A 26433-nucleotide genomic window follows, 5' to 3' on the forward strand; every position below is an offset into this window, starting at 1 on the left:
TTAGGCTTTAAATATATAAATATGAAATTAACCTCCATAATAGTCGAAGACGAAGAAACCAGTAGAGAAATCCTAAAAAATTACCTTAAAAAATACTGTCCAAACGTTACTGTTTTAGGTGAAGCAGCAAATGTAGATGAGGCTTTGGTTTTAATTCGAAATCATGATTTAGATCTAGTGTTTTTAGATGTTGAAATGCCGTATGGTAACGCCTTCGATTTGTTAGATAAGGTGGGCGACATCAATTTCGAAACTATTTTTGTAACCGCCTATAACCATTATGCTATCGATGCGCTAAACGCCCATGCTAGCTACTATTTAATGAAACCCATTTCTATAGACGAGCTTATAAAAGCCGTAGATTATGTAACCGAAATAAAAACAAAGGAAGACGCACTGCAAGATCAAATTCTTGTGCCTAAAACTAATATGGTGGCAGGTAAAATTACCATTCCGCAATTAGATGGTTTCGAGATTTTAAATACAGCGGACATTCTTTATTGTAAGGCCGACGATAATTACACCGAGATTTACCTAAACAACAATAAAAAGAAAATAGTAAGCAAAACGCTTAAGTATTTTGAAGAAGCTTTAGGCAATTCAAGCTTTTCCAGAGTTCATAAATCCTATTTAGTAAACGTAAACGAGGTTGTTAAATATGTAAAAGGAAAAGGAGGAAGCGTAGTACTTAGTAACGGAAAACAAGTTATGGTTTCGGCATCTAAGAAATCAGACTTATTGTCTTATTTTAAATAAATTCCCGTAAAAGCGGGAATCTCATAAATTGAATCGAAATCTTTAATTTTACGATTAGCAAAACGAATTTCGAACGTAGCAAGAGAAACAATATACAAACAAACTAAAAGGAACTCAAAATTATAAGACTCCTTTTTTTAAAGACATTATCTATGCCAGCAATAAAAACAGTAAGAGGCAACACGCCTGTAATACCAGACAATTGTTTTATAGCCGAAAATGCTACCATAGTAGGCGAGGTTACCATGGGTAGCCAATGTAGCGTATGGTTTAGCGCCGTAGTGCGTGGCGATGTAAACTTTATAAAAATGGGTAATAAAGTAAATATCCAAGATGGTGCCGTTATACATGGTACCTATCAAAAAGCGGGTACAACCATTGGTAATAACGTGTCTGTAGGGCATAATGCTTTGGTGCATGGGTGTACCATTCACGACAATGTTTTAGTAGGTATGGGCAGTATTATTATGGATGGCTGCGTTATAGAAAGCAATAGTATAGTAGCAGCAGGCGCGGTAATTACGCAAAACACGGTTGTAGAGTCGGGGAGTATTTACGCAGGTGTACCAGCAAAAAAAGTTAAAAACGTAAGCGAAGCACATGTATTGGGCGAAATTAACCGAATTGCCGACGCTTATATAAAATACTCCAGTTGGTTTAAAGAGTGATTAGTTTAATGGCATTTGATGTGAACAATACCCGAATTGAGATGATAAAAGAAAAGTTTTTGAATTTGATGACAAAGTATTCGGATAATGAAAAGTACAATTTGGAATGTTGGAGTGAAATTGAGAAGCATTATACATCCAAATCCAGACACTATCATAATCTTGAGCATTTGGAAAATATGCTGATTGAACTGGAAAATGTTAAATCACAAATCAGGAATTTAGACACCCTTTTGTTCTCAATATATTATCATGATATTGTTTATAAAGCAACAAGAAGTGATAATGAGCACCAAAGTGCTATAGTATTTGAAAAAAGAATTAATAAAACATCATTTGATGGTATTATTGATTGTATGAATCAAATTGAAGCCACTAAAGAACATAAACACTCAACTGATAATGATACTAATATTCTCTTGGATCTAGATCTTTCGGTTTTAGGAAAAAGTACTGAAGAATATTCAAAGTATTCTAAAAACATAAGAAAGGAATATCGTGTTTATCCGGATTTCATGTATCGAAAAGGGAGGAAGAAAGCCTTAAAAAATATTATAGAATTAAACTCAATATTTAAAACTGATTATTTTATAAGTAAATATGAAAGTCAAGCTAAAGAAAATTTAAAATTCGAATTAGAACAATTAAGTTAATTATAATTTAAGCACTACTCAAAACCAAGAGTATTCTTTATTTCTTAGAGTTTTACTAACATCGCGCTTGGTACTAATTTTTGCTTCACTCAGTTTCCAACTAACATGTAATACCTAAACGATAGGCTGCAAGTTTTTGCTACTCCTTCGTCGGGCTGTGGGCTTTTATTTATGCCTTTTTAATTCATATTAATATATACATGAACATACATGTTTCTTTGCAATCCCTTACGCAAAACAAAAGGTTATTAATCAACCATATCCTCTTCAAAATACCACCATAAACTAGAGTCTATCGATTTTTTCATCTTACTAATATCGGCATCATCTTTTAAAAATACAGTAATGTTTTCTCCAACACGATTTTGCCCAATACTTTCTGTAAGTTCAATTTCTTCTATTTCATTAAAGTGCTCTAAATGTTTTTTAATTTTAGCATCTAAAGATTCATCACTTAAATAAATCTTTATAGTTGACCTACTAGGCGAGTTTCTAATTTCAGATCTAAATGGTAGCATAATTATAGAATTAAAAATTAAACAATAGATAAATTGCAAATGCAATACTTTAAAGTTAAGGATTTTATTAATACTTTTAAAATAATTTTCTTATGGCAGATAAATCGATAAATAAATTAACAGCTCAGTTAGCAAAAATAGAAGGACTTATACCTAAAAAGGAGGTAAAAAATCCTTCGGTTTCCAAAGCTAGTATTGGTTGGCAACTAGACCATGCTCTAAAAGTATTTAATGCGGTTAGCGAATGGACAGAAAACTCGAATCCTAACGAGTATCAATATAAATTTAACCTTATGCGTACTGTATTATTTCCGTTAGGTTATTTTCCTCGAGGTAAGGTTAAGGCGCCAAAATACGTTATACCTCCAGAGATTATTAATGTTGAAGATTTAAAAAGCCAAATACAAACTGCAAAATCTCATATTGAAAAACTGCAAGTATTGCCTAAAAACGCCTTTTACAAACATTTTATTTTTGGAAAGTTGCCTAAAACAAAAACCCTTCGTTTTTTATATATGCATACCAACCATCATTTAAAAATTGTAAACGATATTTTGAATAAATAAAGGTTTCAATACTTTGGTGTAGTCATGCTTTAGTTATGGCTATAATTAAAAAAGCTCTTTCTGTAAAAAGAAAGAGCTTCAACAACAATTAACTTCAAAAAAAATTAATCTAGTTCTAGTAGTGCTAAATCATGAAAAAAGAAATTCTTTTCATCGTTCATAGAAACAAATAAACCGTTAGGGAACTTATTACCTAAAGCTGCAGTTGTAACATCGCAACCATCAGTTTCGATAGTGCCTAAATTAAGTTCTTTTATAAATGCATTGGTTTTTAAATCGAAAATATTAAAACTGTGGGCTTGTTGGTTAGATACTATTAAAAAGCCTTTGTCTTTATATTTTGCTATAGCAATACCTTCAATATCATATGTGAAATATTCGCCGCCAAAACAGCTTAATTCTTCGTTGCCCATACTTGGTTCGGCATAATATTTTCGAATGCAATGGCCTTCATCAGAATAATACACAATGCCATTTTCGTTATCGACGGCTATGGCTTCAATTTCTTTTTTACCACTAAAGTTTCCAAACTTTCTTACCAAATTGGCGTGCACACCTAAGCTATCTGAAACCAATTCATATTGATATAAATATCCTGTTTTTGGTCCCGATTTTCTGCCAACAATGGCATAGACAGTTTCGGTTTTGGCCGATTTGTATAGCGCAATTCCCATGGGTGCATTGTGCTCTAGTTCTGTTGCATCGGTAAAAACTTTAAAACCACCGCCATCTAAAGGTTTCATATCTGGTATAGAAAACACACGAATTTGCTGCAGTTCTCGTTCGGTAAACGCAATAATATCGGTTTGTGTAGAATCGTTTAGTTTAAAACCGTATTCTAAGTCGACATTATTTGGACGTTGAATGTTTGTTATACTTTTTTCATGGATAAATTTTCCATCCAAATCAAAAGCATAAACCCCACCGTTAGTTTTTTTATCGGTACCAAAAACAATACTTTTTGAGGCATCTTTAGGGTTTACCCAAATTGCTGGATCGTCTGTGTCGTTTGGTGTTTTTTCTGTAATAACCGTAGGTTTAATAACTGGTAACTGTTTTTTACAAGACCCCAAAAGGGCTATTAAACTAAACGTATATAATAATTTTTTCATTTTTTATTTTTTAAATAAATCGTATTTTAAACCTATAGTAAAACGTTGACCATAGTACTCACTTTGCATGGTACGGCTACTTACACCTTGGTAAAAACGTAATGGTTGGTTAGTAATATTGTTTAAACTTGTATAAGCGCTTAAACCGTTACCAAAGGTATAGTTAGCATTAAAGTCTAAGAAAAATTGTTTGTCGTAGTAACGATCTTCAAAGGCATTACCTCCAATTTCATCAATATAAGAGTCCGAGAAGTTACTTGAAAGGCGAACGCTAAGCTTTTTATTTGCATATGCTAATGAGGCATTAAACATATTTGGAGCAGTGTTTGGTAAGCCCAAATCGTCGCGTTCGTCGCCATCTTCGTTTCTAATACCATTAGCATTAGAAGTAAGGTGCGTGTAGTTTAAATAAATACTTAAATCTTTAGCAAAACCTGGTAAGAAATCTAGTTTTCTTTGGAAAGCAAACTCGAAGCCTAAAACCGAAGCGTCATCGCCGTTTAAAGGCTGGTACACTTCGTAACCAGTAGTATCATCGCCATAAGTGTTATCGGTTGTTTCGGTTTGGTAGGTGTAAATAAAGTCGTTTATTTTTTTATAGAATACACCTCCAGATAAAATACCTACAGATTTAAAATAGTGTTCTGCCATAACATCAAAATTCATAGATGTTGTTGGGTCTAAATCTGGGTTACCAAGTACAATTTCGCTGTCTTCATTAATTATTTCTGCTCTAGGAATTAGGTCTGCGTAGTTTGGTCGCGCTAAGGTATTGGTCCATGCAAAACGAAAAACTGTATTATCGTTTAAATCATATTTAAAATGTAAGCCCGGTAAAATGTTAACGTAAGAGTTTGTTTCTTTAACGGCTTCAACAATAATGTCTTCATCAATGCCTGCATCTTCATCTTCTTCAATAAATGTTAATCTGTAACCTTCAGAATCTAAATTGGTACTTTCAATTCTAACCCCAGCTAAAACACTTAATTTATCTGTTAATTGTTGATTAGTCATTACGTAACCAGCATAAACATTTTCGTTAACATCAAAATTTCCGCTTTGGTACTCATCTACTAAATCTTCACCTTTAAATAGTGTAGCGTCTGTAAAATTTAAACTTCCAAGAAATTCTGGAGTAGCAAAAGAGCCTACTGCATATTGTTGTCCTGCTAAAAAATCTGAGTCTGAATAATTTCTAGTAGGAAGAGTTCCTAGTAAATCGAAGGCAGCATCTTCAGGAGAATATTCGGTAAAATCATTATCTCTGTTTTTGTTTTTAAAACGCCCACGAACACCAAATTTTAAAAAGCCATCGTTGCTATTAAATAAGTTTAATGGTAATTTAAAGTTTACAAATACATTTACATCGTTTTCTTCGGTGTATTGGTTTTCTTCGGTTAGTTCGTCAAACTCAAAATTATTATATGCGGCATCATCTGCGTTAACTGGAGTGTATAGCGGGTATTTTGAGTCGTTGTTATAATTTATGCTATACTCGCTTTCGTGAACTAAATAACGCTCGTTTAAGCGCTCCTCTGAGGCTTTTGCATACGAGGTCATCCAATCTACTTGTAAGTTTTTAATTAAATGGTTTCCGCCTAAACTGAAGTTTAACATACGTTGGTCTTCTAAACGCGTATTTTTGTTTCGGTTATTATCAATTCCAGCTTTTGTTTCGCGTTTTGCTTCAACTGGAAACATGGTTAAGTTTCCGTTTCCATCAACTGTAAAATCGCCTGCTTCAATATCTTCACCATCTAAAATTTCTTGTTCTAGAACAAAGCGGTTTTCGCGATCGTCTCTCCAGTTGTAAATAGATTTAAAATAGATGCTGTTGTTGTCGTTAAATTTATAATCGAAATTGGCTGAAAAACTTCTACGAATTCGTTGCACTAAATATTGTCTTATTTCGAATACGTTTGTATACGGGTTAACATCAACTTCCTCCAGGTTATCTTCGTCGCCATTGTTATATTCAAACTCGTCGGTCCATTCGGCTTCAAAATTATCGCTTCCAAAATCGTTATCGTTTATGGATGTTGATACTAGCCATCCAAATTTTCCGTTGTCGCTTCTATCTCCTAATAAAAACGATCCATTTAAAATTCGTTTTCCTGTAATAGAATTTACCCCAGAACCTGCGGTTGCAGATAACCTGAATCCTTGAGGCGATGTGCGAGTAATTAAATTTACAGAACCACCAAGCGCATCGGCATCCATATCTGGAGTAACGGCCTTGTTAACTTCTACGGTTTGAATCATATCCGATGGAATTAAGTCCATTTGTACTTCTCTATTGTCTCCTTCGGCAGAAGGAATTCGGCTTCCGTTTAAGGTAACCGAGTTTAGTTGAGGTGCTAAACCTCTAATAATAATGTTTCTTGCTTCACCTTGATCTACTTTCATGGTAATACCTGGTATACGCTTAACGGCATCTCCAATATTCGCATCTGGGAATTTGCCTATTTGATCGGTAGAAACAATGTTTGTAATGTTGGTTTTATTTTTTTGCGTATTTAATGCTCTAGCTTGACTACCAATAGAGTAGGCTGTAAGTTCAACGGCCTCTAATTCTGTATTTTCGGCAGATAAGTGGATGTTTACCGATACCGTTTTACCTGCAGTTATTGTAATGGTTTCATTATAATCAGCATAGCCTATATACTCGATTAGTAAGTTGTAGTTGCCCTCTGGAATATCTACTAAAGTAAATTTACCATCAAAATTAGAAACCGCACCTTTTTTAAGCTCTGAAATGACCACTGTTGCTCCTGGTACTGTAATACCATTACTATCTGTTATAACACCTTGTACATTTCCGCTTTGCGAAAAGACATAAGAGGTTATTAACATGGTTAAAAATGTTATAAAATGAAATTTTCTCATGGTTGTTGTTAATTAATTTTGGCTTGATGCAAAACTATATGCACAACATGGCTTTAAGCTAAAATTGATGTTAACAAACGGTAATTAGTGAGTGAATACCACCTATAAATGATAGCAACATTAACATTGGGGTAATATTGACTTGATAGTTTTTTAACCTAGGTTAAAGGTTTAAAATATAGGCTTGTAAGTCGTTTTTTGAAGTTATTGGCAGCTTCTTTCGCATTCTATAACGGGCTATACGAACACTATCGGGTGTAATGTTTAAAATTGAAGCTATAGCTTTTGAAGATAAGTTTAACCTAAGCAACATACATAAACGCATTTCGGAGGATGTTAACTCTTCATGAACTTGCTCTTTTAAGGTTGTAAAAAAATTAGGGTTTATTTGGCTGAAATAAGCCATAAGTTCCGTCCATTCATTTTCTTTTGATAAATCGGAATTAATATCTTTTATAATATTGGGGAGTTTGGTTTTTACAAAGTCTCCATTTCTGGTTTTTAAATTATTAAGTGTTCTAGAAACATCGGCTAGCAGTTTATTTTTATGCGCTAAGTTTAAACTATAGTTTGTTAAGGCCGAAATTTTAATATCGATCTCTCTTTTTAACGATGCTTCTTGGGCTGTTTTAATGTTTAGATCGGCCTGCAGTAATTTCTGTTTGTATTTTAGTAGTTTCTGCTCTTGTTTTTTGCGTTTTTTTAAATGTATTAACCAAACTACAAAAACTATAATAATAGCAATACTTATTAGTGCTATGGCTATTTGTCGTGTTTCACTAATTTTATTTTGTTTGTTAAGTATAGCAACTTGAGCTTCTTTTTCCTTTACATTATAAAGTACTTCCATGGCGCTTACCAATTGCATGTTTTGGTTTTTTAAAGCTTGCTCTTGAATTGTTTTTTGTTGATTTAAGTAGGTGTATGCTTTTTCAAAATGCTGTAACTCTGCATATGTTCTAGCTAAATCTTTTAGAGCACTTTCCTCTTGTTGTTTATTATGTTCTTGTCTTGCTAACTGCAAAGCGCGTTGGGTTAATTCTAGCGCTTGCTTATATTTTTTCTGTTTTCTATTAACATCGGATAGATTGTTAATAATATTAATTTTTAAATTAGTGGTGCTGTCTGTTTCAAAATTATAAGCTTTGGTAAAGTACTTGTATGCTAAATCAAACTGTTCTAAATCTTCATAAATACTGCCAATATTTTCGTTGGTTAGGGCTATACCTGTGCTATCGCTAAGTGTTTCAAAAATAATTAAACTTTGTTTTTGGTAGTTTAGTGCTTTATCATAATGGCCTTGCTTTTCATAAACGCTTCCAATTATAGCACTGGCACTTGCTAGTCCTTTTTGGTATGGTATTAAATTTCCAATAGAAATGCTTCTTTGTGAATACTCTAAAGCTTTATCGTACTGTTTTAAATGAAGATGAATGGAAGCAATTTTATTATTGGCATAAACATAAAGAGTATCTTTTTTTAAGTAAATATCTTGAGCTTGGTGATAGTTTCTTATGGCTTCGCTATCTAAACCTAAGTGTTTATAGAAATTAGCTAAAAAAATATAATTTCTAGCCATATTTAGTGTGTCATTTTTATGTTTTGCTAGATTTAGCTCGGTATTAATGGCATTTATTTTTGCAAGTACTTGGTTTGAATCTATGTTTTCCTGTGTGTATGAAAATTTGTAACTAGAAACACATAAAAGTAATAGCGCGAGTTGTTTTAAAAATTTCATATTTGGTATAGGTGTAAATGCTCAAAGTAAGACCTCACACTTTACCCTAACATAGTTTAAATATTAAATTTTTATTAATAAAAACAAAAGCCCTTTCTGTAAAACAGAAAGGGCTTTTAAAAATTTAAAAGAAAATTATTTCTTAAGCATCAAAAGGCTCAATAGAAACATAAGATTTGTTATCTTTTTTCTTTGTAAACTTTACAACACCATCAACATATGCATGTAAAGTATGATCTTTTCCTTGGTATACATTTTCACCTGGGTGATGTGTATTACCACGTTGTCTTAATATAATGTTTCCAGCAATGGCAGCTTGTCCACCAAAAATCTTAACGCCTAAACGTTTCGATTCTGATTCTCTACCATTCTTAGAACTACCTACTCCTTTTTTGTGAGCCATTGTCTTAAGTTTTTATATTGTTATACTTAAGTGGTTGCTGTTAAGCTTTACCACCATCTAATTCGTCTTGCCATTTTTTAAGCTCATCCCACTTACCATCGGCAGCTAATTGAGCTTGTGCTGGCCATGTATCTGTAACGTGATTTCCACGTACACCTGCAATAATCTCAGAAATTTTAGCGGCATCAGTTTTTGCCAATTCAGCAAAAGTTGAAATTCCAGCTTCAATTAAAGTTGTTGCAATTTTTGGACCAATACCTTCAACTTTTTTCAAGTCGTCAGCTTTTCCTGTTGCTTTTTTAGAAGCTTTAGGAGCAGCAGCTTTCGCTTCTACTTTTGGTTCAGCTTTTTTAGTTTCTTTTTTTGGAGCTGCTTTTTTAGCACCAGAAGACACTATTGATTCAATTACGATTTCAGTTAAAGATTGTCTGTGTCCGTTTTTTACACGGTAACCTTTACGTCTTTTCTTCTTGAATACTATTACTTTATCACCTTTAAGGTGCTTTAAGACTTTTGCACTAACTTGTGCTCCATCTATAGCTGGGGCGCCTACAGTTACATTGTCACCATCGCCTAAAAGAAGTACATTGTCGAAAGACACTGCTTTACCTTCTTCTGTTGCTAAACGGTTAACAAAAACTCTTTGGTCTTTTTCAACTTTAAATTGATGCCCTGCTATCTCTACAATTGCGTACATAGCGTAACGTTTTTATTAATTAATTTTGTTCAAAAATGAGTGCAAATATACTGCTAATTAATTAATCTACAAACGTTATCGTTAAATTTAAGTCATATTTCTGCTTTTTTTAAAAAGTTGCATAACTGTAAGTGAAGCAACTACCGTAGTAGCTAGCCCCATAACGGCAACAACAAAGGTGATCATGCCCATATCGAGGTTAAAATTACCGTTAAAATTTTTAATTAATTCCGATAAAAATGTTGGGTCTACTTCTGTGGTGTAGAATAGAAAGAATATGGTGAATGCCAAGGTTGCAATAAAACCCGTTATAACACCTGTTTTAAAGCCTTCGCCATACGAGAATTTTTCGGGGCTTTCTATTTTTGAAATGCGTATAGCTTCGTAAATACCAAAGCCAGTAATTATGGCGTTTACAAAACTAAAGGCAGGATTTGTATGTTTATCAACTAACGATAATACCAAGAAATAAGCTATCAATACGGCACTTGTAACTAAACCGAAACGAATGGGAAGCGATAAATTTTTCATATTTTAAAAGTATTGATTCTCTTAAATTTCGGCATTTTTTTTGAAATATTATAATTATTGGGTTAATTTTTAAGGAATTAGCAAGTTTTAAAGTATAATTTGTTTTATAATTACTTGTTTTTATAAAGGGCTTAAACTCAATATTTAGTAAATTTGCAGGAGTAATAATTAAATATAAAACCCAAATGAATTCAATAAAACTAATTTTAACACTTGCACTAGTTGCTATTTTTGCTAGTAGCTGTAAAAACGATAAAAGTCCTGAAGTAAAAACTGTTGAGGTTGAAAATGCGGTGGCTAAAAATTTAGATCCTAATGCCACTTATGCTAAAGCAGAATTTACTATAGATGGTATGACGTGCCAAATAGGGTGCGCTGCGACTATACAAAAGAAAATTTCTAAGATGGATGGGGTGAAATCTGCAACGGTTTCTTTTGATAAAAAATTAGCCATGGTAGAATATGATGAAGCCAAGGTAACCCCAAAATCTTTGGAAGATGCCGTAGTTAATGTTGCCGATGTTTATAAGGTAAGTAACATGAAAACGGTTAGTGATTTCTCTAAGGAAAAAGCTTGTGCTGCCGATTGTAAAAAAGCGTGTTGTGCAGATAAAGACAAAAAAACTTGCGAACCAGGTTGCGAGAAAGCGTGTTGTAAGGCAGGTTTAAAAGAAGGCGAAAAAATGGCTTGTAAGCCAGATTGTAAAGAAGCATGTTGCGTTAAAAAAGCAGCGTAATTTAATTTTTTACAAATACATAATTAAAAAAAAGGTTTCCGTGTAGGAAGCCTTTTTTATTTCCAGCTAATGGTTTCCATAATGTGTTTAATATCCTTTTGCAAATAGTTTGCTGCTGGTAAAATGGAATCGTAGTTTGGTTTAGCGTAAAAGTATAAAGAGCCTGTTAGGAAATGGTTGATACTGTCTGTTACGTAAAACTGCGCTGGCGATGCCACATTGCCTTTAACTTCAGATAGCATGCCATATACCTTACTTTGTTTATCTTCAAAGGGGTAGGCTGGAATTTCGTCTGCTTTTTTAGTATGCTCTAAGGTGAATTTTTGAGCGTCTCTTAAAAAGGCTTTAAAATTGTTTTGGTCGTTGTTAATGGCCTTGTAGGTTAAAAAAATGGTACCTTTTAATGCAGGATATTCTAAATTAATGCCATAGCTCTCGGTAGGTGATTTTAACGCTTTAGATTCCACTTTAGTTGCTAGTAAATTTTTTTCAAAAGCAAAAGGCAAATTTAAATTAGCATCCACATAATTGGCTGTTGGATAGTCTAACCTTAGTTCTGCTTTTGGTTTGGGTACATAGTCTTCATCACATGCTGTTAGCACCAAAACAAAAGATAAGAATAGACTTTTAAGTAGGTAGTAAGTTTTTGTTTTTACAATCATGAAGTTTTCAGTCTCAGTATTCAGTAATTATAGTATGGTAAATTTAACAAGTTTAATACGTTTTTTGTCCATAGCCTCAATAGTAAAAACGTAATTTTCGAAATTTATTTTACTATTTAGTTTTGGGAAACTCTTTGATATTTCTAAAACAAAGCCAGCAACGGTTTCTGCTTCACCTTTATTGGCTTCAAAAACAGTCTCATCTTCAAGTCTAATAATTCGGTAAAAATCTTTTAAAGCCGTTTTGCCTTCAAATACATAATTGTTGTCGTCTAATTTAGAGTACATTAAATCTTCATCATCAAACTCATCACTTATATCGCCTACAATTTCTTCAATAATATCTTCTAAAGAAATTAATCCAGAAGTGCCTCCGTATTCATCTACAACAACAGCTAAATGTACCTTTTTCTCTTGAAATTCAGCCATTAAGTCGTCTAGTTTTTTGTTTTCTGGCACAAAAAAAGGTTCTCTTAAAAGGGTGGTCCAATCAAACTGTTTTCTATCTAAATAAGGTAATAAATCTTTTACATAAAGTATGCCTTCTATAGTGTCTATATTCTCGCGATACACAGGGATTCTAGAATAGCCATTTTCAATAATATCTGGCATAATATCTAGGTATTTGTTCTCGATATTTAAGGCGAAAATATCAATTCTAGGACGCATAACTTGCTTAGTGTCTGTATTGCCAAAGGAAACAATACCTTGTAGAATCTTTTGTTCCTCTTTTGTGGTGTCTTCTTCGCTAGTAAGTTCTAAGGCTTGTGAAAGTTGATCGACACTTAAATTAGATTTTTGTTTCCCTAATTTATTATGAATGCCAAGTGTAACACTGCGCATTGGTAAACTTATTGGTGATAAAATAACATCTAGAACTTTAAGCGGATACGCCATAAATGTGGCAAACTTTAAATTATTTCGGCTGGCATAAATTTTAGGTAATATTTCGCCAAAAAGTAAGATTAAAAAGGTAATAACTACAACCTCTACTATAAATTTAATGGTAGGGTTAGTAATATTGCCAAACATAAAATCGCCTAAAAAGGCAAATAAAATTACAATGGCAATATTAATAAAGTTGTTTGCCACTAAAATGGTTGCTAGTAGTTTTTTAGGACGTTCTAAAAGTTGCGACAGTATTTCAATACGCTTAGATTTTTGTTCTAAACCGCTTTCAATATCGCTTCTATTTAACGAAAAAAGAGCAACTTCTGCTCCAGAAATAAGGGCAGAGCATAGTAAAAGCAGCACTAATAATGCAAATCCAAAAACAATCGAAACATCAATTGCCATAATTAGTAGTATAAAACTCGCGGGGTCAGGATCCAATTACAACTGGTTTAGTTAAACATAGTACACTCGATAAGTTATCGAGAAAATTATTAAAATGGAAGATCGTCATTATCTTCTTCTATTGGTTCGCTATTTGCTTTTGGTGCTGCCGGTGGCGCAGACTTTTGTTCGGTAGGCGCACTGCTATTGTTTTCACTATCTTTTTTGGTGGAAAGAAATGTAAAATCATTACATTGAATTTCGGTAGAATATCGATCGTTTCCTTTCTCGTCGGTCCATTTTCGGGTTTTTAACCTGCCTTCAATATAAACTTTATCGCCTTTGCTTAAGTACTTTTCGCAAATTTCGGCACCTTTATTTCTAACTACTATATTATGCCACTCGGTATTTGTTATACGCTCATTAGTTTGTTTGCTTACATAGGTTTCGCTAGTAGCAATAGGGAATCGTCCTATGCAACCACCACCTTCAAAATAATGCATTTTCACATCATCTCCTAAATTTCCAATAAGCATAACTTTATTTAACGAACCTGCCATAATTTATAGTTTAAGTACTTGCAAAATTACTGAATTGCTTTGCATTTATTTAAAATTAATAAAAAAATATGATTGTTAAAGCAAAACATCTAAAAATTGAAGCTTTCAATAAAATTACCTATTAATATAGGTACAGCAAATTCTCGTATTTTTGATGTTGATACGCCTTTAACAGGTAGCTTTTTAGTATTAATAATCCAGAATTTAGTGTACAAATGTTGGTGCGATAATTTATGTATTAAAGACTCCTTATTATATAAGGACATTTTAAACGCCGTATCTTTTAGTAAATCATGATCTAAAACTAGGTTTTTAAATGCTTTTTCGGTCAATTCATTGTCAGTTTCAACTAAAGGAAATTGGTATAAGTTTTGCCAAATGCCTTTGCCTTTACGTTTTTCTAAAATGGTTTTTTCGTCTTCAGAGATAAAAACTAGAAAATTAAAATACTTTTTTTTCGCTTTCGCGGATTTTATTTTTACCGGTAAATCGGCTATTTTATTTCTCTTTAATGCTAAACAGCTGCTATTAAAAGGGCAGGTGGTACAATTTGGATTCTTAGGTTTACATTGTGTGGCGCCAAACTCCATGATGGCTTGGTTAAAGTTGGCAGGTTGTTTTGCATCAATTAGCTCTTGAGCTAAAGTTTTAAATTCTTTTGCACCTTTTGATGAATTTATAGGTGTTTCTATATCAAAATAACGAGATAGCACTCGGTATACGTTACCATCAACAACTGCAGCAGCTTCGTTAAAGCAAATTGAAGCAATGGCGCTTGCTGTATAATCGCCTACACCTTTTAATTTCAGTAGGTCTTTATAGTTATTAGGGAATACACCTTCTAGTTCATTTGCCACATATTTTGCCGATGCATGTAAATTTCGAGCTCTAGAATAATAACCTAACCCTTGCCAAAGTTTTAAAACATCACTTTCATCTGCATTTGCTAAATCAAAAACAGACGGAAATTTGCTTACAAAAGCTTCATAATAAGGTAAACCTTGCTTAACTTGTGTTTGTTGTAAAATAATTTCTGATAGCCAAATGTAATAAGGGTTGTTGGTTTCTCTCCAAGGTAGATTGCGTTTGTGTATTGAGTACCAATGTATTAGCGTTTTTGAAAATATCATAAAATCATTTAATCGAGGAAACAAAAATAAACGTTTATAATATTAAATTTTAGTGAATTAGGTTTGAAATATTGAATATTAAATGCATATATTTGCATCCCTTTTAGAATTATTAGTAACAAAAAAATAATATATTAAAATGACGAAGGCTGATTTAGTAGCAAAAATTTCTGAGAAGTTAGGAATTGAAAAAGGAGATGTTCAAGCAACGGTTGAAACATTTATGGAAGAAGTAAAAACTTCTTTAGAAGGTGGAGACAATGTTTATTTGAGAGGTTTTGGTAGCTTTATTATTAAAACTAGAGCTGAAAAAACGGGTAGAAACATTTCTAAAAATACAACTATAAAAATACCTGCTCATAATATCCCTGCATTTAAGCCTGCAAAAGTTTTTGTTGAAGGCGTTAAAACAAATGTAGACGTTAAATAAAGTAACTAAGTGCTGAAGATGTTCAGTAATAAAACGAATTATTAATTTAAAAATACACTATTTATGCCAAGTGGTAAAAAACGTAAAAGACATAAGGTAGCGACGCACAAACGTAAGAAACGTAGACGCGCTAACCGTCACAAGAAGAAAAAATAAATCAAAAAAGTAGTTAGATTAGCTACTTTTTTTGGTTTTAAAAAACAAACAAGTTCATTGAAATGAGTTCAATAATTTTTTAACACCCTTTTTGGGTGTTGTTTGAACTCCACGGATTAAAATCCTGTGAAAAAATAATGTTTAATCCATCCCGATTTATCGGGACAAAAATTAACTAAATGGATAAAGAATTGATCATTCGATCTAGTTCTGACGATGTTGATTTTGCCTTATTAAAAGATGGAAAACTTATTGAATTACAGAAAGATGAAGATAGTAACGACTTTGCTGTTGGTGATGTGTTTATAGCCAAAATCAGAAAAGCCGTTCCTGGACTAAATGCTGCATTTGTTAATGTAGGTTATGAGAAAGATGCATTTTTGCATTATCATGATTTAGGGCCAAAACTACCTTCGCTTTTAAAATTCACAAAACGTGTAAGCACAGGTAAGCTAAAGGAATTTTCTTTAAAAAATTTCCCATTTGAAAAAGATATTGATAAAGACGGAAAAATTTCCGACGCATTAAAATCTAATCAATCGCTATTAGTACAAATTGTAAAAGAACCTATATCAACAAAAGGGCCTAGAATTAGCTCAGAGCTATCTATTGCTGGTCGATATATTGTTTTAGTACCTTTTTCTACACGCATATCTATTTCTCAAAAAATAGAAGATCGAGAAGAGAAAGATCGTTTAAAACGCTTGGTAAAGAGTATTACTCCCCAAGGTTTTGGCGTTATTGTACGTACGGTAGCACAAGGCAAAAAAGTAGCAGAGCTAGATAAAGATTTACAAAATTTGCTTAGTCGTTGGACGGCAATGTGTAAAAAGCTACACAAAGCGCATCATCCTACAAAAGTATTAGGAGAAATGAATAAAGCCTCGTCAATTTTACGAGATATATTCAATGATACCTTTACAGGAATAACTGTAGATGATGAAACGCTGTATTATCAAATTAAAGATTACGTGCAGGAAATTGCACCAGAGAAAGAATCAATAGTTAAATTGTATCAGTCAAACAACCCAATTTTCGAGAAATTCGGAATAGAAAGACAAATTAAAACCTCGTTTGGAAAAACCGTTTCCATGGCAAAAGGTGCCTATTTGGTAATAGAACATACCGAAGCCCTTCATGTTATTGATGTAAACAGCGGAAATAGATCTAACAAAGCAAACAATCAAGAGGATACTGCATTAGAGGTTAACTTAATAGCTGCTACCGAAATGGCTCGTCAATTACGCTTGCGTGATATGGGCGGAATCATTGTAGTAGATTTTATAGACATGACCAGTGCAGAAAACAGGCAAAAACTCTTCAACCATCTTCGTGATGAAATGAAAGATGATAGAGCTAAACATAAAATATTGCCCCCAAGTAAATTTGGGTTGATACAAATTACAAGACAGCGTGTTCGCCCAGAAATGAACATTAAAACTCGCGAGGAAAACCCCGATGAGATTATTAATGGCTCTGAGGTAGAAGCACCAATAGGTTTGATTGAAAAAATCAATCAAGATCTTGAAAGACTAATTAAAAAAGACTATAAAAGGTTGACATTAAACACACATCCTTTTATAGCAGCCTTTTTAACAAAAGGTATTCCATCTGTGCGAACTAAATGGTTTTTAGAGCACAAAAAATGGGTTAAAATTTTACCAAGAGATGCTTACACATACTTAGAGTACCACTTTTTCGATAAAGATGGTAATCAAATTAAATAATTTAAAAAACCCGCTACTTTTATAGTTAGCGGGTTTTTTTATACAGTTTAGCTAAACCTTTAGGCATTGCCACACGTATTTTAAAAGTAATTTTTTGAAACATATTTGGGCGTTACCACAAGGGTCGGGCTTTCCATTACAAGTCCGCGCTACGTTCCTTCGCTGTGGGCTTTTCACTGCAATCCCTAACGCGGGTTTAGTAATTATCTTAAGTAATTAGTATTTACACAGCTTATCACCATAAAATAAGGGCTTAGAGTTCAGTATTAGCGGCTATTTCGCCCATTTACTATAATTATACGATTAATCAATTTTATTGTCAGATTCCCCTCTAAAACAGGTAATTAACGATTTTAAACACCATTTAATCAAATAAATTTAATATTCTTTTAGTTCCATATTACATTTCGAGGAATTAATCCTAAACCCTCTCAAAATGAAAACTAAACTTTGTTTTTTCATTGTCCTAGCATGCAATTTTATTATTGCTCAAGGCCCTAACAATTCCATCGCTTTTAATAACTCGCCATACAATTCTACAAATACATTGCCTACATATACTGTGGCTAAACCAGTTGCAATAAGCGCTAACGGTTTTAATTTCGATTTATTAGATGCTGGTGTTAGTACGCGATATGCCGAAATTGGTTCAGGTTTCTTTAAAAATAAACTCATTATGGTATCCTCAAAAAAAATTGGAGGACTGGCTAAAATCGATCCTAATACGCATGAGGCTTTTAAAGAATTATTTTGTTTGGATATCGATAAAAACGGTTCTTTAAGTTCGCCATTATTATTCAGTAGAATTATAAACACCAATGCCAGCGAAGATCAATTAACCTTTTCTCCTGACGAAAATACCGTTTATTATACTCGAAGTAGTAAAGACAATTCACTTGAGTTTAAACTATACAAAGCTGAATTAGAAGAAGACTCTCATGGTAATTGGATTAATAACCAACTTTTAAGTGTTAACGATACTAATGTTTCTATTGAAACGCCTTTTGTAAATAACACAGGCGATAAATTATATTTTTCGGCTAATTACCCAGACGCTATTGGTGGGTTCGATTTATATGTGTCAACTATTAACGCAGATGGTACTTTAGGAACTCCTGTAAATCTAGGTAATACCGTTAATACGGTGGCCGACGAAAAGTATCCTTCTCTATCCATAGATAATAAATACTTATATTTTTCTTCTAAAGGTCACGAAAACATTGGCGGTTACGATCTTTTTGTGAGCAAGAACTCTAAAAATGAATTTCAGGTGCCAAGAAATATGGGGAATACTATAAATACGGTATACGATGAAATAGCCTATTTTTTAGCGGCTAGAAATAAAGCGTATGTATCTTCTAACAGACCAAACGGTAAAGGAGGTTACGATATTTATACGGCAATCAATAATGAAGTTGTTCAATTTATTAAAGGGGAAATTTTAGATTTAGAAACGCAAATTAAATTACCAAATACAATAGTAATATTGAAGGATGATGAAGGTAACGAAATTGACAAAACAATAACTGCAGAGGATGCTACGTTTAGCTTTAATGTATCACCATTTGAATCCTATAACATATCGACACAAAAAGATGGGTTTAAAGACACTACGGTACAGTTTTTCGCCAATAGCGGCAGTGAAACCACTTATAAAAAGGACATTGAATTACATACAACCGAACCAGTAATTGCTAAAGTAGAAAATGAAATGCGTATTGTATTAGAAAATATCTATTTTAATTTTAATAAATGGAATGTAAAGGAAGAGTCGTTTATATCATTAAATAAAGTGATAAAAGTTTTAAAGGCCAACCCAGACATGAAATTAGCGGTTAACGCACATACGGATAATAAAGGTAGAGATTCTTATAACCTAAATTTATCTAACAAACGTGCGGTATCTGCAGTTAGCTATTTAATTGAAAACGGTATTTCTAAAGATCGTTTAGTATCTAAAGGTTATGGAGAAACTAAACCACTTATTGATTGTAAAACGAGCTGCTCTGATGGTGATTTACAAGCCAACAGGCGTGTGGAGTTTGTAATTGTTGAATAAAAAATTAAGAACATAGATATAAGAATAAAGACTTGATTTCAACTAACTGACAGACAGCTGAAATTCTTATTTCTATATTCATGTAAATCTAATGTAGCATAATAGCTTTGCTCTAATTCAAATACATTTAGTCGTACAATCATGGTTTTTATTTAAAACATATTAAACCGATTAAATACATCAAAATCGATAACGTGTTGCTCAAAAAGTTTTTAGTCGAGTATTTTATCTTATAGTCTAAAAGACAAGAAACTGATATTGCTCAGCCCTTTATTAGATATATATTTACAAAAGTTTTGAAACAGACATAAACATTTTTATATAGATATCCATTATTAATTAATTTTCCTAACTAAAAAACCACGCTATTTGCGTGGTTTTTTATGTTACAAAGTTCCTATTTACGGTTTTCCCGCAATAAAAAAATGTTAAATATTGAGTTATTTGATAAAACAAGCACTTCTACTTATTAACTGCGCTGTTTTTTTTTTCTTACTTTTATTTTAGATAAAAATAAACCCCCATGAAAAAATTAATTTTAATACTAATTGTTATACCTCTAATAACTTTAAACACTACAAGTTGCAAAAACGATGATGATGTTTCAAAAGCCCCTATAGACCAACTACCCCCTAAAACTCAAACTGGTGAGAATACATTTGGATATTTAGTTAATGGAAAACCTGTTGTTGTCTCTAATACTAGAAAAATAACTGCAATTTATCAACAAAATCAACTACAATTAGGAGGGGGGGTAGAAAATGATAACATAGATATAGATATAGTAATGTTTGTTGGAGGACCTATAGAAGAAAATACGCCTTACAGTCTAGTAGAGGTTTCAAAATATACTGATTTTAATATTTTGGATAAATGTAAATATAATATAGAAGATGCTTATGAGGGATCTATTATGTTTTCAAAGATAGATAAAGTTAATTATATAATTTCAGGAGCATTTAGTTTTTCAATTGTTACTGATAACTGTGAAGATATAAAAATCACAAATGGACGTTTTGATGTAAAATACACTCCATAAATTAAATTTTAAATATGAAAAAACTACTCTTTTTTACAGTACTTTGTATGGCCTTTTTCTATGGGCATACACAAAATAACAATTATTACAACCGTATGCAGTACATATTCGGTAATATTAATAAAACAAAGGTCACTACTGGTTATTTAAAGGAATTCGGGATTCGTTTTAATGAAGTTGAAGCTCATGTTGCTACTAAATTAGTTGATGTAAATTCTAAATTTGACAATAACATAACACCAAATGCGGAAAACCCGTATTTCTAAATTAAAGAAATTACTTAATTTTAAAATAAAAATAAAACCCATGAAAAAATTAATTTTAATACTAATTATTATACCTCTAATAACTTTAAATACTACAAGTTGTATAAACGATGATGATGTTTCAAAAGATCCCATAGACCAATTACCACTTGGGACCCAAACTGGGGAGAATACATTTGGGTGTTTGATTAATGGAAAGCCATTAAGCGTTTCAAACAGTCGAGAAATTACAGCAATTTACCAAGGAGGAGTTTTACAATTGGGTGGGGGGGAAGAGAATAGTAATGAAGATATAGATATTACTATTAACTTGGAAGCTCCTTTAGATATAGATACCAGTTATGATTTGACTTCATATCCAAATTATATATCAAAATTCAGAAAAATCTTAAACAACGTAAACTGCTCGTATGAGTATCTTGATACATATGAAGGAAGCATTAAGCTGTCAAAATTTGATAGAGTTAACTACATAGTTTCAGGCACGTTTGAATTTTCAACAGTAACAGATAATTGTGAAACCATAAATATAACAGATGGTCGTTTCGATATGAAATATATTCCATAGATAACTTTTTTTAACCTTTAATCCATTCTTATTATGAAAAAACTACTCGTTTTTACAGTACTTTGTATGTCCTTTTTTTATGGTCACACACAAAACAACGACTATTATAACCGTATGCAACACGTATTCGGTAATATTGACAAAACAAAGGTCACTACTGGTTATTTAAAGGAATTCGGGATTCGTTTTAATGAAGTTGAAGCTTACAATGGTACAATAAGTACTACTAATTTGGTAGACAACACGCAATGGCAATCCCTTTACAGTTCACTTTATACCATGCGTGTAGGCAATGTAGCTTCTGGTATGCAAGCTCCCGATAGTGTATTTGATTTCTTGAAGTCTCAACAAAGTAATGCTAATACAGATGTGCTTTTAGCAACCCAATATTACACATATCAACAATACAAAACCAATGCTTACACCAATGGCGATGTTACCGTAAGCAATGATCGTATTTATGACGTAGCTGGGAAACCCTTACGATACCAAAACAGTGTTTGCTGTAACGCCATTAAAAAAGCAACTGCAAGGTAATACCTTTTCGTTTAAACTACCTAGTAATATGGTGTATACTAATTCTAGCGCATCGCTAAATCAAGTGCAAGTAGATTTTGGTAATGGATCAGGGTATCAAACCATAAATTTAAATACAACTTACCCAATTACCTATACCTCTGGAGGAGAAAAAGAACTTAAAGTAAAGTTTGTATATGCTGGAGGCACTACGCTTTACAGTCATTCTAAAATTTGGATAGATTATATTGCCCCTCAAGGTAATTATGCAGCAAGGTTTAATGGCTTTGGAGCTACTCCGGAAATTATTGCTGGAGATGCTTGGCAAGGAATTTCTGGAGCAGCCAATGTTACCATAGAACTGGCACCTGGGCATACCCAATTAACCAAGCCGTTGATTGTGGTTGAAGGTTTTGACCCAGATGGAAGGTTTAATTATTTTAGTTTTATCAACAGAGATGATCCTGGAGGTATCGAAGTGGATATAAATCCAGACCCAAGTATACTCTATAGTTTAAATGAAGCCATCGAAGATGAAGATTATGATTTGGTGTTTATAGATTTTTTAAACGCTACCGATTTTATACAGCGTAATGCTTTAGTAGTAGAAGCTGTAATTGACACCGTAAATACTAGAAAAGCCGCAGCTGGCAGTACGGAGAAAAACGTTGTAATGGGTATGAGTATGGGTGGTTTGGTAGCGCGCTATGCCTTGCGGGATATGGAAATCAAATCAGAAATTCATGATACAAAATTATATATAAGCCATGATGCACCACACCAAGGCGCTAATATACCATTAGCTTATCAAGCTTTAGTAAGGCATTTAGTAGGAGAAAACATTAGCTTACCTGTATTTTTTAGCCTTTTTGATGTTAATATTTTTGATATTACAGATATTGCTCCAGACTTGGAAGAAGGAATAGCCCTTTTACAAACCCCTGCCGCGCAACAGATGTTGCTTTACCAATTACAAGGTACAGGAGATAATGTGTCTATAAATAACAATACATTGCATAATAGTTTTATTACGGAATATAGCAACATGGGCTATCCACAACAAAATGGTATAAGAAATATTGCTATAGCTAATGGATCTGAGTGTGGTATACCAGTTGGTTTTGCAGATAATGCTACATTATTTGATGTCAATGAAACTATAGATTTACCGTATGTGATTTCCGTTTTTGCTTTAGGGACTATTAATGCATTATCGTTAAATCCTTTAAAAGTAGTATCTACATTTCTCTCTACAAATACAGATATTAAAGCCAAGTTTAATTTAAAAGCACTCCCAAACCAAGAATCCAAAAATATTTATAAAGGGAAAATTTTCATTAAAAAGAAAGTTTTAGGGTTTATAAATATTGAAGAAGATTTAATTGATGAGGAAAATATTAATTCTTCATCAACTATGTTACCATTTGATAATGTTAGTGGTGGTATTTATGACATTAATGAGCTAGTTACATTACCACCAAATTTAAACGACTATCTATTAGAAGGCCAATTTAATTTTATTCCTACTTTTAGTAGTTTAGATATTGGCAGTGGTAACCAAACTATAGGTGCTGGAGATTTAAATAAAACATACTCGCCATTATCTCCGCCCAGTGCTCCAAAAAACACGCCTTTTGATAATTTTTTTACTAATGATTTAGCTAATGAGCAACATATTCAGTTTACATTAAATAATGGTAATTGGTTATTAGAAGAGCTTAGAGATAATAATGCATTTTATTCATGCGCTTCAATAGTTTGTTCTGAAACTTTAGATTTAACTATTCTAGGAGAAAATGAAGCATGCGAATCAAATCCTGAAACGTATATTTTAGATAACTTATCGCCTAATATAACACCAAGTTGGAGCATTTCTCCTGCGGGAGGTTTTAATTTAATATCTAATAATGATGGCAGTGTCACTATTACTCCAAATGGCAGTTTCTCTGGCGAGGCAACATTAACAAGTACAATATATACTGATTGTAATGATATTATTTTAAATAAAAATATCTTAATAGGAAAGCCATCCATAAATATCGTAAGAATCTATGAGTATTGCCAAGGTAAATACCATTACATAAACTTTGAAGCCAATACTAATGATCCTGATGCTTCAATAAATTGGAGTTACTTCCCAATCTCGGGAGCGAATTTTTATCCAAATGGTAACACGCTAAATGTAGAATTACCAAAATTTTATCAATCTAATTCTTTCGAACTATTTGTTACCATAACCAATAGTTGCGGTTCTAAAGGAAGTTTTTATGATGAGCCTATTAAAAAATGTGGAACATTTACTAACCAACCACCATATAGTGCTAGAATTTCTCCTAATCCTGCAAGTTCAGAGATAAATATTCTTACTACCATAGTTTCTGAAGATGAATCGAGTAAAAAATCTAAAGATGAAATAAATTTAAATTATGAAATCTATGATGTTTATGGATATAAACTATATTCAAAACAACATAAAGGCAAATCTGTAAACATTGGAACAGAAAACCTTAAAGAAGGTTTTTATATATTAATGTTATCTGATGGAGAGGAGAAAGTCACAAAGAGTTTTATTATTAAACATTAAGCTGTTTTAAGTTACAAATCGCTTTTTTTGCGTTAGGGATTGAAACGGCATCCTTTTAAATAGAAAAAACTGCTTTTGGGCAGTTTTTTCTATTTAAAAGATATAGTGGAAAGCGCGACCTATATCCTGAACTAAATTCAGGATATAGGTAACGCCCCAATTATTAATATGTTATGATACTGCCTTCAGTTTCTTTAAAGTTGTTTTTGTTAACTTTTCTTCGGCATAAGCCTTAGTGACATTTAATTTCTTTTCGTTGCTACTTGGTAACTCAAACATAGCATCAGTTAAAATTTCTTCGCATAAAGAACGTAAACCTCTAGCTCCTAATTTATATTCGATAGCTTTACCAACTATAAACCCTAAGGCTCCATCAGAAATAGAGAATTCTATTTCATCCATTTCAAACAACTTTTTGTATTGTTTTATAATGGCATTTTTAGGCTCTGTTAAAATGGCTCTTAATGTATCGGCATCCAAAGGATCCATATATGTTAAAACCGGTAGACGACCAATAATTTCTGGAATTAACCCGAAATCTTTTAGATCTTTTGGTATAATGTATTGCAGTAAATGTTCTTGATCTACAACATCATCTGACATGGAAGCACTGTAACCAACCGCTTGCATGTTTAATCGTTTAGAGATAACACGATCAATACCATCGAAAGCACCACCAGCAATAAATAAAATATTTTCTGTATTTACTTCTATAAATTTTTGGTCTGGATGTTTACGTCCTCCTTTTGGCGGAACATTTACAACGGTTCCTTCTAAAAGTTTTAATAAGGCTTGTTGTACACCTTCACCAGATACATCGCGCGTAATTGATGGGTTATCACTTTTACGTGCAATTTTATCGATCTCGTCTATAAATACAATGCCTTTTTCGGCTTTTTCTAAGTTGTAATCTGCGGCTTGTAATAAACGTGTTAAAATACTTTCTACATCTTCACCAACATAACCAGCTTCGGTTAAAACAGTAGCATCAACAATAGCTAATGGCACGTTTAACATTTTAGCAATGGTTTTTGCCATTAAGGTTTTTCCGGTACCAGTTTGCCCAACCATAATGATATTACTTTTTTGTATTTCAATATCATCTTTTGAAGGTGGTTGTAGTAAACGTTTGTAATGATTATATACGGCAACAGACATTACTTTTTTAGTAGCGCCTTGGCCAATAATATACTCATCAAGGAAATTTTTAATTTGTTGAGGTTTACGTAATTTTAATTCTGCAGATAAATCGCTGCTATCACTTTGTTTAGACTCTTCTATTACAATACCATGTGCTTGCTCAATACATCTATCGCAGATGTGAGCATCTAAGCCTGCTATTAACAAGTTAGTTTCAGGTTTTTTACGACCGCAAAACGAACATTCTAATTCTTCCTTTGCCATTAATCTTATTATTTTTTTGGAGGGAAAGGTTCTAAATACCTCTCTAACAATTCTTTAAAATTACAAATAATTTATTTGCGAGCCAAAATTTCGTCAATCATACCGTATTCTTTGGCCTTATCAGACTTCATCCAGTAGTCTCTATCACTATCTGCATATACTTTGTCGTAATCCTGCCCCGAATGCTTACTTATAATTTTATATAGTTCTTCTTTAAGAATTAAAATCTCGCGAGCCGTAATCTCAATATCACTAGCTTGCCCTTGTGCACCACCTAATGGTTGGTGAATCATTACTCTAGAGTGTGTTAAGCCACTACGTTTACCTTTTGCACCTGCACATAATAAAACGGCTCCCATTGAAGCTGCCATTCCTGTACAAATAGTGGCTACATCTGGCTTAATAAATTGCATCGTATCATAAATACCTAAACCTGCATAAACGCTACCTCCTGGAGAATTAATGTAGATTTGAATATCCTTGTTCGCATCTGTACTTTCTAAAAACAAAAGTTGAGCTTGTACAATATTGGCTACTTGATCATTAATTCCGGTGCCAAGAAAAATAATTCTATCCATCATTAGACGCGAAAACACATCAAAAACGGCAATATTCATTTGGCGTTCTTCTATAATGTTTGGTGTTAAGTTGGTAGGGTACATGCTACTAATAATCTTATTGTAATACGTACTGCTTATCCCTTGATCTTTTATCGCGAATTTTTCAAATTCTTTAGCGTAATCCATAATCTTTTCTAAATTTTATGTGCTAAACTCTTGACTTACATGTAAG

26 protein-coding genes are annotated in these 26433 nt (G+C 32.7%); 13 read left to right on the plus strand and 13 right to left on the minus strand.

Annotation, left to right across the window (positions count from 1 at the left end; all coding sequences use genetic code 11):
- The first annotated feature begins 21 nt into the window (after positions 1-21).
- The 3 genes from HNQ90_RS03000 (at position 22) to HNQ90_RS03010 (ending at position 2077) form a co-directional block, all read left to right on the plus strand.
- Positions 22-756, plus strand: coding sequence for a LytR/AlgR family response regulator transcription factor (locus HNQ90_RS03000; RefSeq protein WP_144115160.1), 735 nt, complete (start codon positions 22-24; stop codon positions 754-756).
- Positions 757-908: 152 nt separating this feature from the next.
- Positions 909-1424, plus strand: a complete 516-nt coding sequence (locus HNQ90_RS03005; RefSeq protein WP_144115161.1) for a gamma carbonic anhydrase family protein — start codon at positions 909-911, stop codon at positions 1422-1424.
- 8 nt (positions 1425-1432) lie between these two features.
- Positions 1433-2077: an HD domain-containing protein gene (locus tag HNQ90_RS03010; RefSeq protein WP_241678319.1), complete on the plus strand. Its 645-nt coding sequence runs from the start codon at positions 1433-1435 to the stop codon at positions 2075-2077.
- 248 nt (positions 2078-2325) lie between these two features.
- On the opposite strand, the gene HNQ90_RS03015 is transcribed toward HNQ90_RS03010, so the two are convergent.
- On the minus strand, positions 2326-2595 hold the full coding sequence (locus tag HNQ90_RS03015) for a hypothetical protein (protein WP_144115162.1): 270 nt from the start codon (positions 2593-2595) through the stop codon (positions 2326-2328).
- Positions 2596-2687: 92 nt separating this feature from the next.
- Between HNQ90_RS03015 and HNQ90_RS03020 the strand changes: the two genes are divergently transcribed.
- Positions 2688-3161, plus strand: coding sequence for a DUF1569 domain-containing protein (locus HNQ90_RS03020; RefSeq protein ID WP_144115163.1), 474 nt, complete (start codon positions 2688-2690; stop codon positions 3159-3161).
- 104 nt (positions 3162-3265) lie between these two features.
- Here the strand turns inward: HNQ90_RS03020 and HNQ90_RS03025 are convergent, their stop codons facing one another.
- The 6 genes from HNQ90_RS03025 to HNQ90_RS03050 all read right to left on the minus strand — a co-directional run bounded on the left by HNQ90_RS03025 (position 3266) and on the right by HNQ90_RS03050 (position 10528).
- On the minus strand, positions 3266-4273 hold the full coding sequence (locus HNQ90_RS03025) for a phytase (RefSeq protein ID WP_144115164.1): 1008 nt from the start codon (positions 4271-4273) through the stop codon (positions 3266-3268).
- 3 nt (positions 4274-4276) lie between these two features.
- Positions 4277-7159 (minus strand): TonB-dependent receptor, encoded by a 2883-nt coding sequence (locus HNQ90_RS03030; protein WP_144115165.1) that lies wholly within the window; start codon positions 7157-7159, stop codon positions 4277-4279.
- Positions 7160-7322: 163 nt separating this feature from the next.
- Positions 7323-8897: a tetratricopeptide repeat protein gene (locus HNQ90_RS03035; RefSeq protein WP_144115166.1), complete on the minus strand. Its 1575-nt coding sequence runs from the start codon at positions 8895-8897 to the stop codon at positions 7323-7325.
- A gap of 142 nt (positions 8898-9039) precedes the next feature.
- Positions 9040-9300, minus strand: a complete 261-nt coding sequence (gene rpmA / locus HNQ90_RS03040; protein ID WP_144115167.1) for a 50S ribosomal protein L27 — start codon at positions 9298-9300, stop codon at positions 9040-9042.
- A 40-nt stretch (positions 9301-9340) separates the two neighbouring features.
- Positions 9341-9997 (minus strand): 50S ribosomal protein L21, encoded by a 657-nt coding sequence (gene rplU, locus HNQ90_RS03045; protein WP_144115168.1) that lies wholly within the window; start codon positions 9995-9997, stop codon positions 9341-9343.
- A gap of 87 nt (positions 9998-10084) precedes the next feature.
- On the minus strand, positions 10085-10528 hold the full coding sequence (locus HNQ90_RS03050) for a DUF4199 domain-containing protein (RefSeq protein WP_144115169.1): 444 nt from the start codon (positions 10526-10528) through the stop codon (positions 10085-10087).
- A 185-nt stretch (positions 10529-10713) separates the two neighbouring features.
- On the opposite strand from HNQ90_RS03050, the gene HNQ90_RS03055 reads away from it, so the two are divergent.
- Positions 10714-11265, plus strand: a complete 552-nt coding sequence (locus HNQ90_RS03055) for a heavy-metal-associated domain-containing protein (RefSeq protein ID WP_144115170.1) — start codon at positions 10714-10716, stop codon at positions 11263-11265.
- Positions 11266-11321: 56 nt separating this feature from the next.
- Here HNQ90_RS03055 and gldD read toward each other — a convergent pair whose 3' ends face one another.
- The 4 genes from gldD to mutY all read right to left on the minus strand — a co-directional run bounded on the left by gldD (position 11322) and on the right by mutY (position 14892).
- The gene (gene gldD / locus HNQ90_RS03060; RefSeq protein ID WP_144115171.1) at positions 11322-11927 is read right to left on the minus strand and encodes a gliding motility lipoprotein GldD; all 606 of its coding nucleotides are present in this window, start codon (positions 11925-11927) and stop codon (positions 11322-11324) included.
- A 27-nt stretch (positions 11928-11954) separates the two neighbouring features.
- Positions 11955-13259 carry a gliding motility-associated protein GldE gene (locus HNQ90_RS03065; RefSeq protein WP_144115172.1) on the minus strand — a complete coding sequence of 435 codons (1305 nt, stop codon included), beginning with the start codon at positions 13257-13259 and terminating at the stop codon, positions 11955-11957.
- Between the two features lie 53 nt (positions 13260-13312).
- Positions 13313-13762, minus strand: a complete 450-nt coding sequence (locus tag HNQ90_RS03070) for a single-stranded DNA-binding protein (protein WP_092848420.1) — start codon at positions 13760-13762, stop codon at positions 13313-13315.
- Between the two features lie 89 nt (positions 13763-13851).
- Entirely contained in the window at positions 13852-14892 is a 1041-nt protein-coding gene (gene mutY / locus HNQ90_RS03075) for an A/G-specific adenine glycosylase (protein ID WP_144115173.1), read from the minus strand.
- A 139-nt stretch (positions 14893-15031) separates the two neighbouring features.
- Between mutY and HNQ90_RS03080 the strand changes: the two genes are divergently transcribed.
- From HNQ90_RS03080 to HNQ90_RS03115, 8 genes are all read left to right on the plus strand, one after another.
- A complete protein-coding gene (locus HNQ90_RS03080) occupies positions 15032-15322 on the plus strand; it encodes an HU family DNA-binding protein (RefSeq protein ID WP_055442767.1) in 291 nt (96 codons plus the stop codon).
- 335 nt (positions 15323-15657) lie between these two features.
- Entirely contained in the window at positions 15658-17205 is a 1548-nt protein-coding gene (locus HNQ90_RS03085; protein WP_144115174.1) for an Rne/Rng family ribonuclease, read from the plus strand.
- Between the two features lie 436 nt (positions 17206-17641).
- Complete coding sequence (locus HNQ90_RS03090) at positions 17642-19264, plus strand: OmpA family protein (protein ID WP_144115175.1); 1623 nt, start codon at positions 17642-17644, stop codon at positions 19262-19264.
- A 523-nt stretch (positions 19265-19787) separates the two neighbouring features.
- Entirely contained in the window at positions 19788-20303 is a 516-nt protein-coding gene (locus tag HNQ90_RS03095; RefSeq protein ID WP_144115176.1) for a Riean_0653 family protein, read from the plus strand.
- 14 nt (positions 20304-20317) lie between these two features.
- Positions 20318-20569, plus strand: coding sequence for a hypothetical protein (locus tag HNQ90_RS03100; RefSeq protein ID WP_144115177.1), 252 nt, complete (start codon positions 20318-20320; stop codon positions 20567-20569).
- Positions 20547-21137 carry a Riean_0653 family protein gene (locus tag HNQ90_RS03105; RefSeq protein ID WP_144115178.1) on the plus strand — a complete coding sequence of 197 codons (591 nt, stop codon included), beginning with the start codon at positions 20547-20549 and terminating at the stop codon, positions 21135-21137. The genes HNQ90_RS03100 and HNQ90_RS03105 overlap by 23 nt, the downstream gene beginning before the upstream one ends.
- Before the next feature lie 33 nt (positions 21138-21170).
- Positions 21171-21674, plus strand: coding sequence for a hypothetical protein (locus HNQ90_RS03110; RefSeq protein WP_144115179.1), 504 nt, complete (start codon positions 21171-21173; stop codon positions 21672-21674).
- Between the two features lie 28 nt (positions 21675-21702).
- Positions 21703-24237: a T9SS type A sorting domain-containing protein gene (locus tag HNQ90_RS03115; RefSeq protein ID WP_144115180.1), complete on the plus strand. Its 2535-nt coding sequence runs from the start codon at positions 21703-21705 to the stop codon at positions 24235-24237.
- Positions 24238-24408: 171 nt separating this feature from the next.
- Here HNQ90_RS03115 and clpX read toward each other — a convergent pair whose 3' ends face one another.
- A complete protein-coding gene (gene clpX, locus HNQ90_RS03120; protein ID WP_144115181.1) occupies positions 24409-25641 on the minus strand; it encodes an ATP-dependent Clp protease ATP-binding subunit ClpX in 1233 nt (410 codons plus the stop codon).
- Positions 25642-25712: 71 nt separating this feature from the next.
- The gene (gene clpP / locus HNQ90_RS03125; RefSeq protein WP_092848401.1) at positions 25713-26387 is read right to left on the minus strand and encodes an ATP-dependent Clp endopeptidase proteolytic subunit ClpP; all 675 of its coding nucleotides are present in this window, start codon (positions 26385-26387) and stop codon (positions 25713-25715) included.
- Between the last annotated feature and the right edge of the window lie 46 nt (positions 26388-26433).

This window comes from Algibacter amylolyticus (genome assembly GCF_014202225.1).
Taxonomy (GTDB): Bacteria; Bacteroidota; Bacteroidia; order Flavobacteriales; family Flavobacteriaceae; genus Algibacter_B; species Algibacter_B amylolyticus.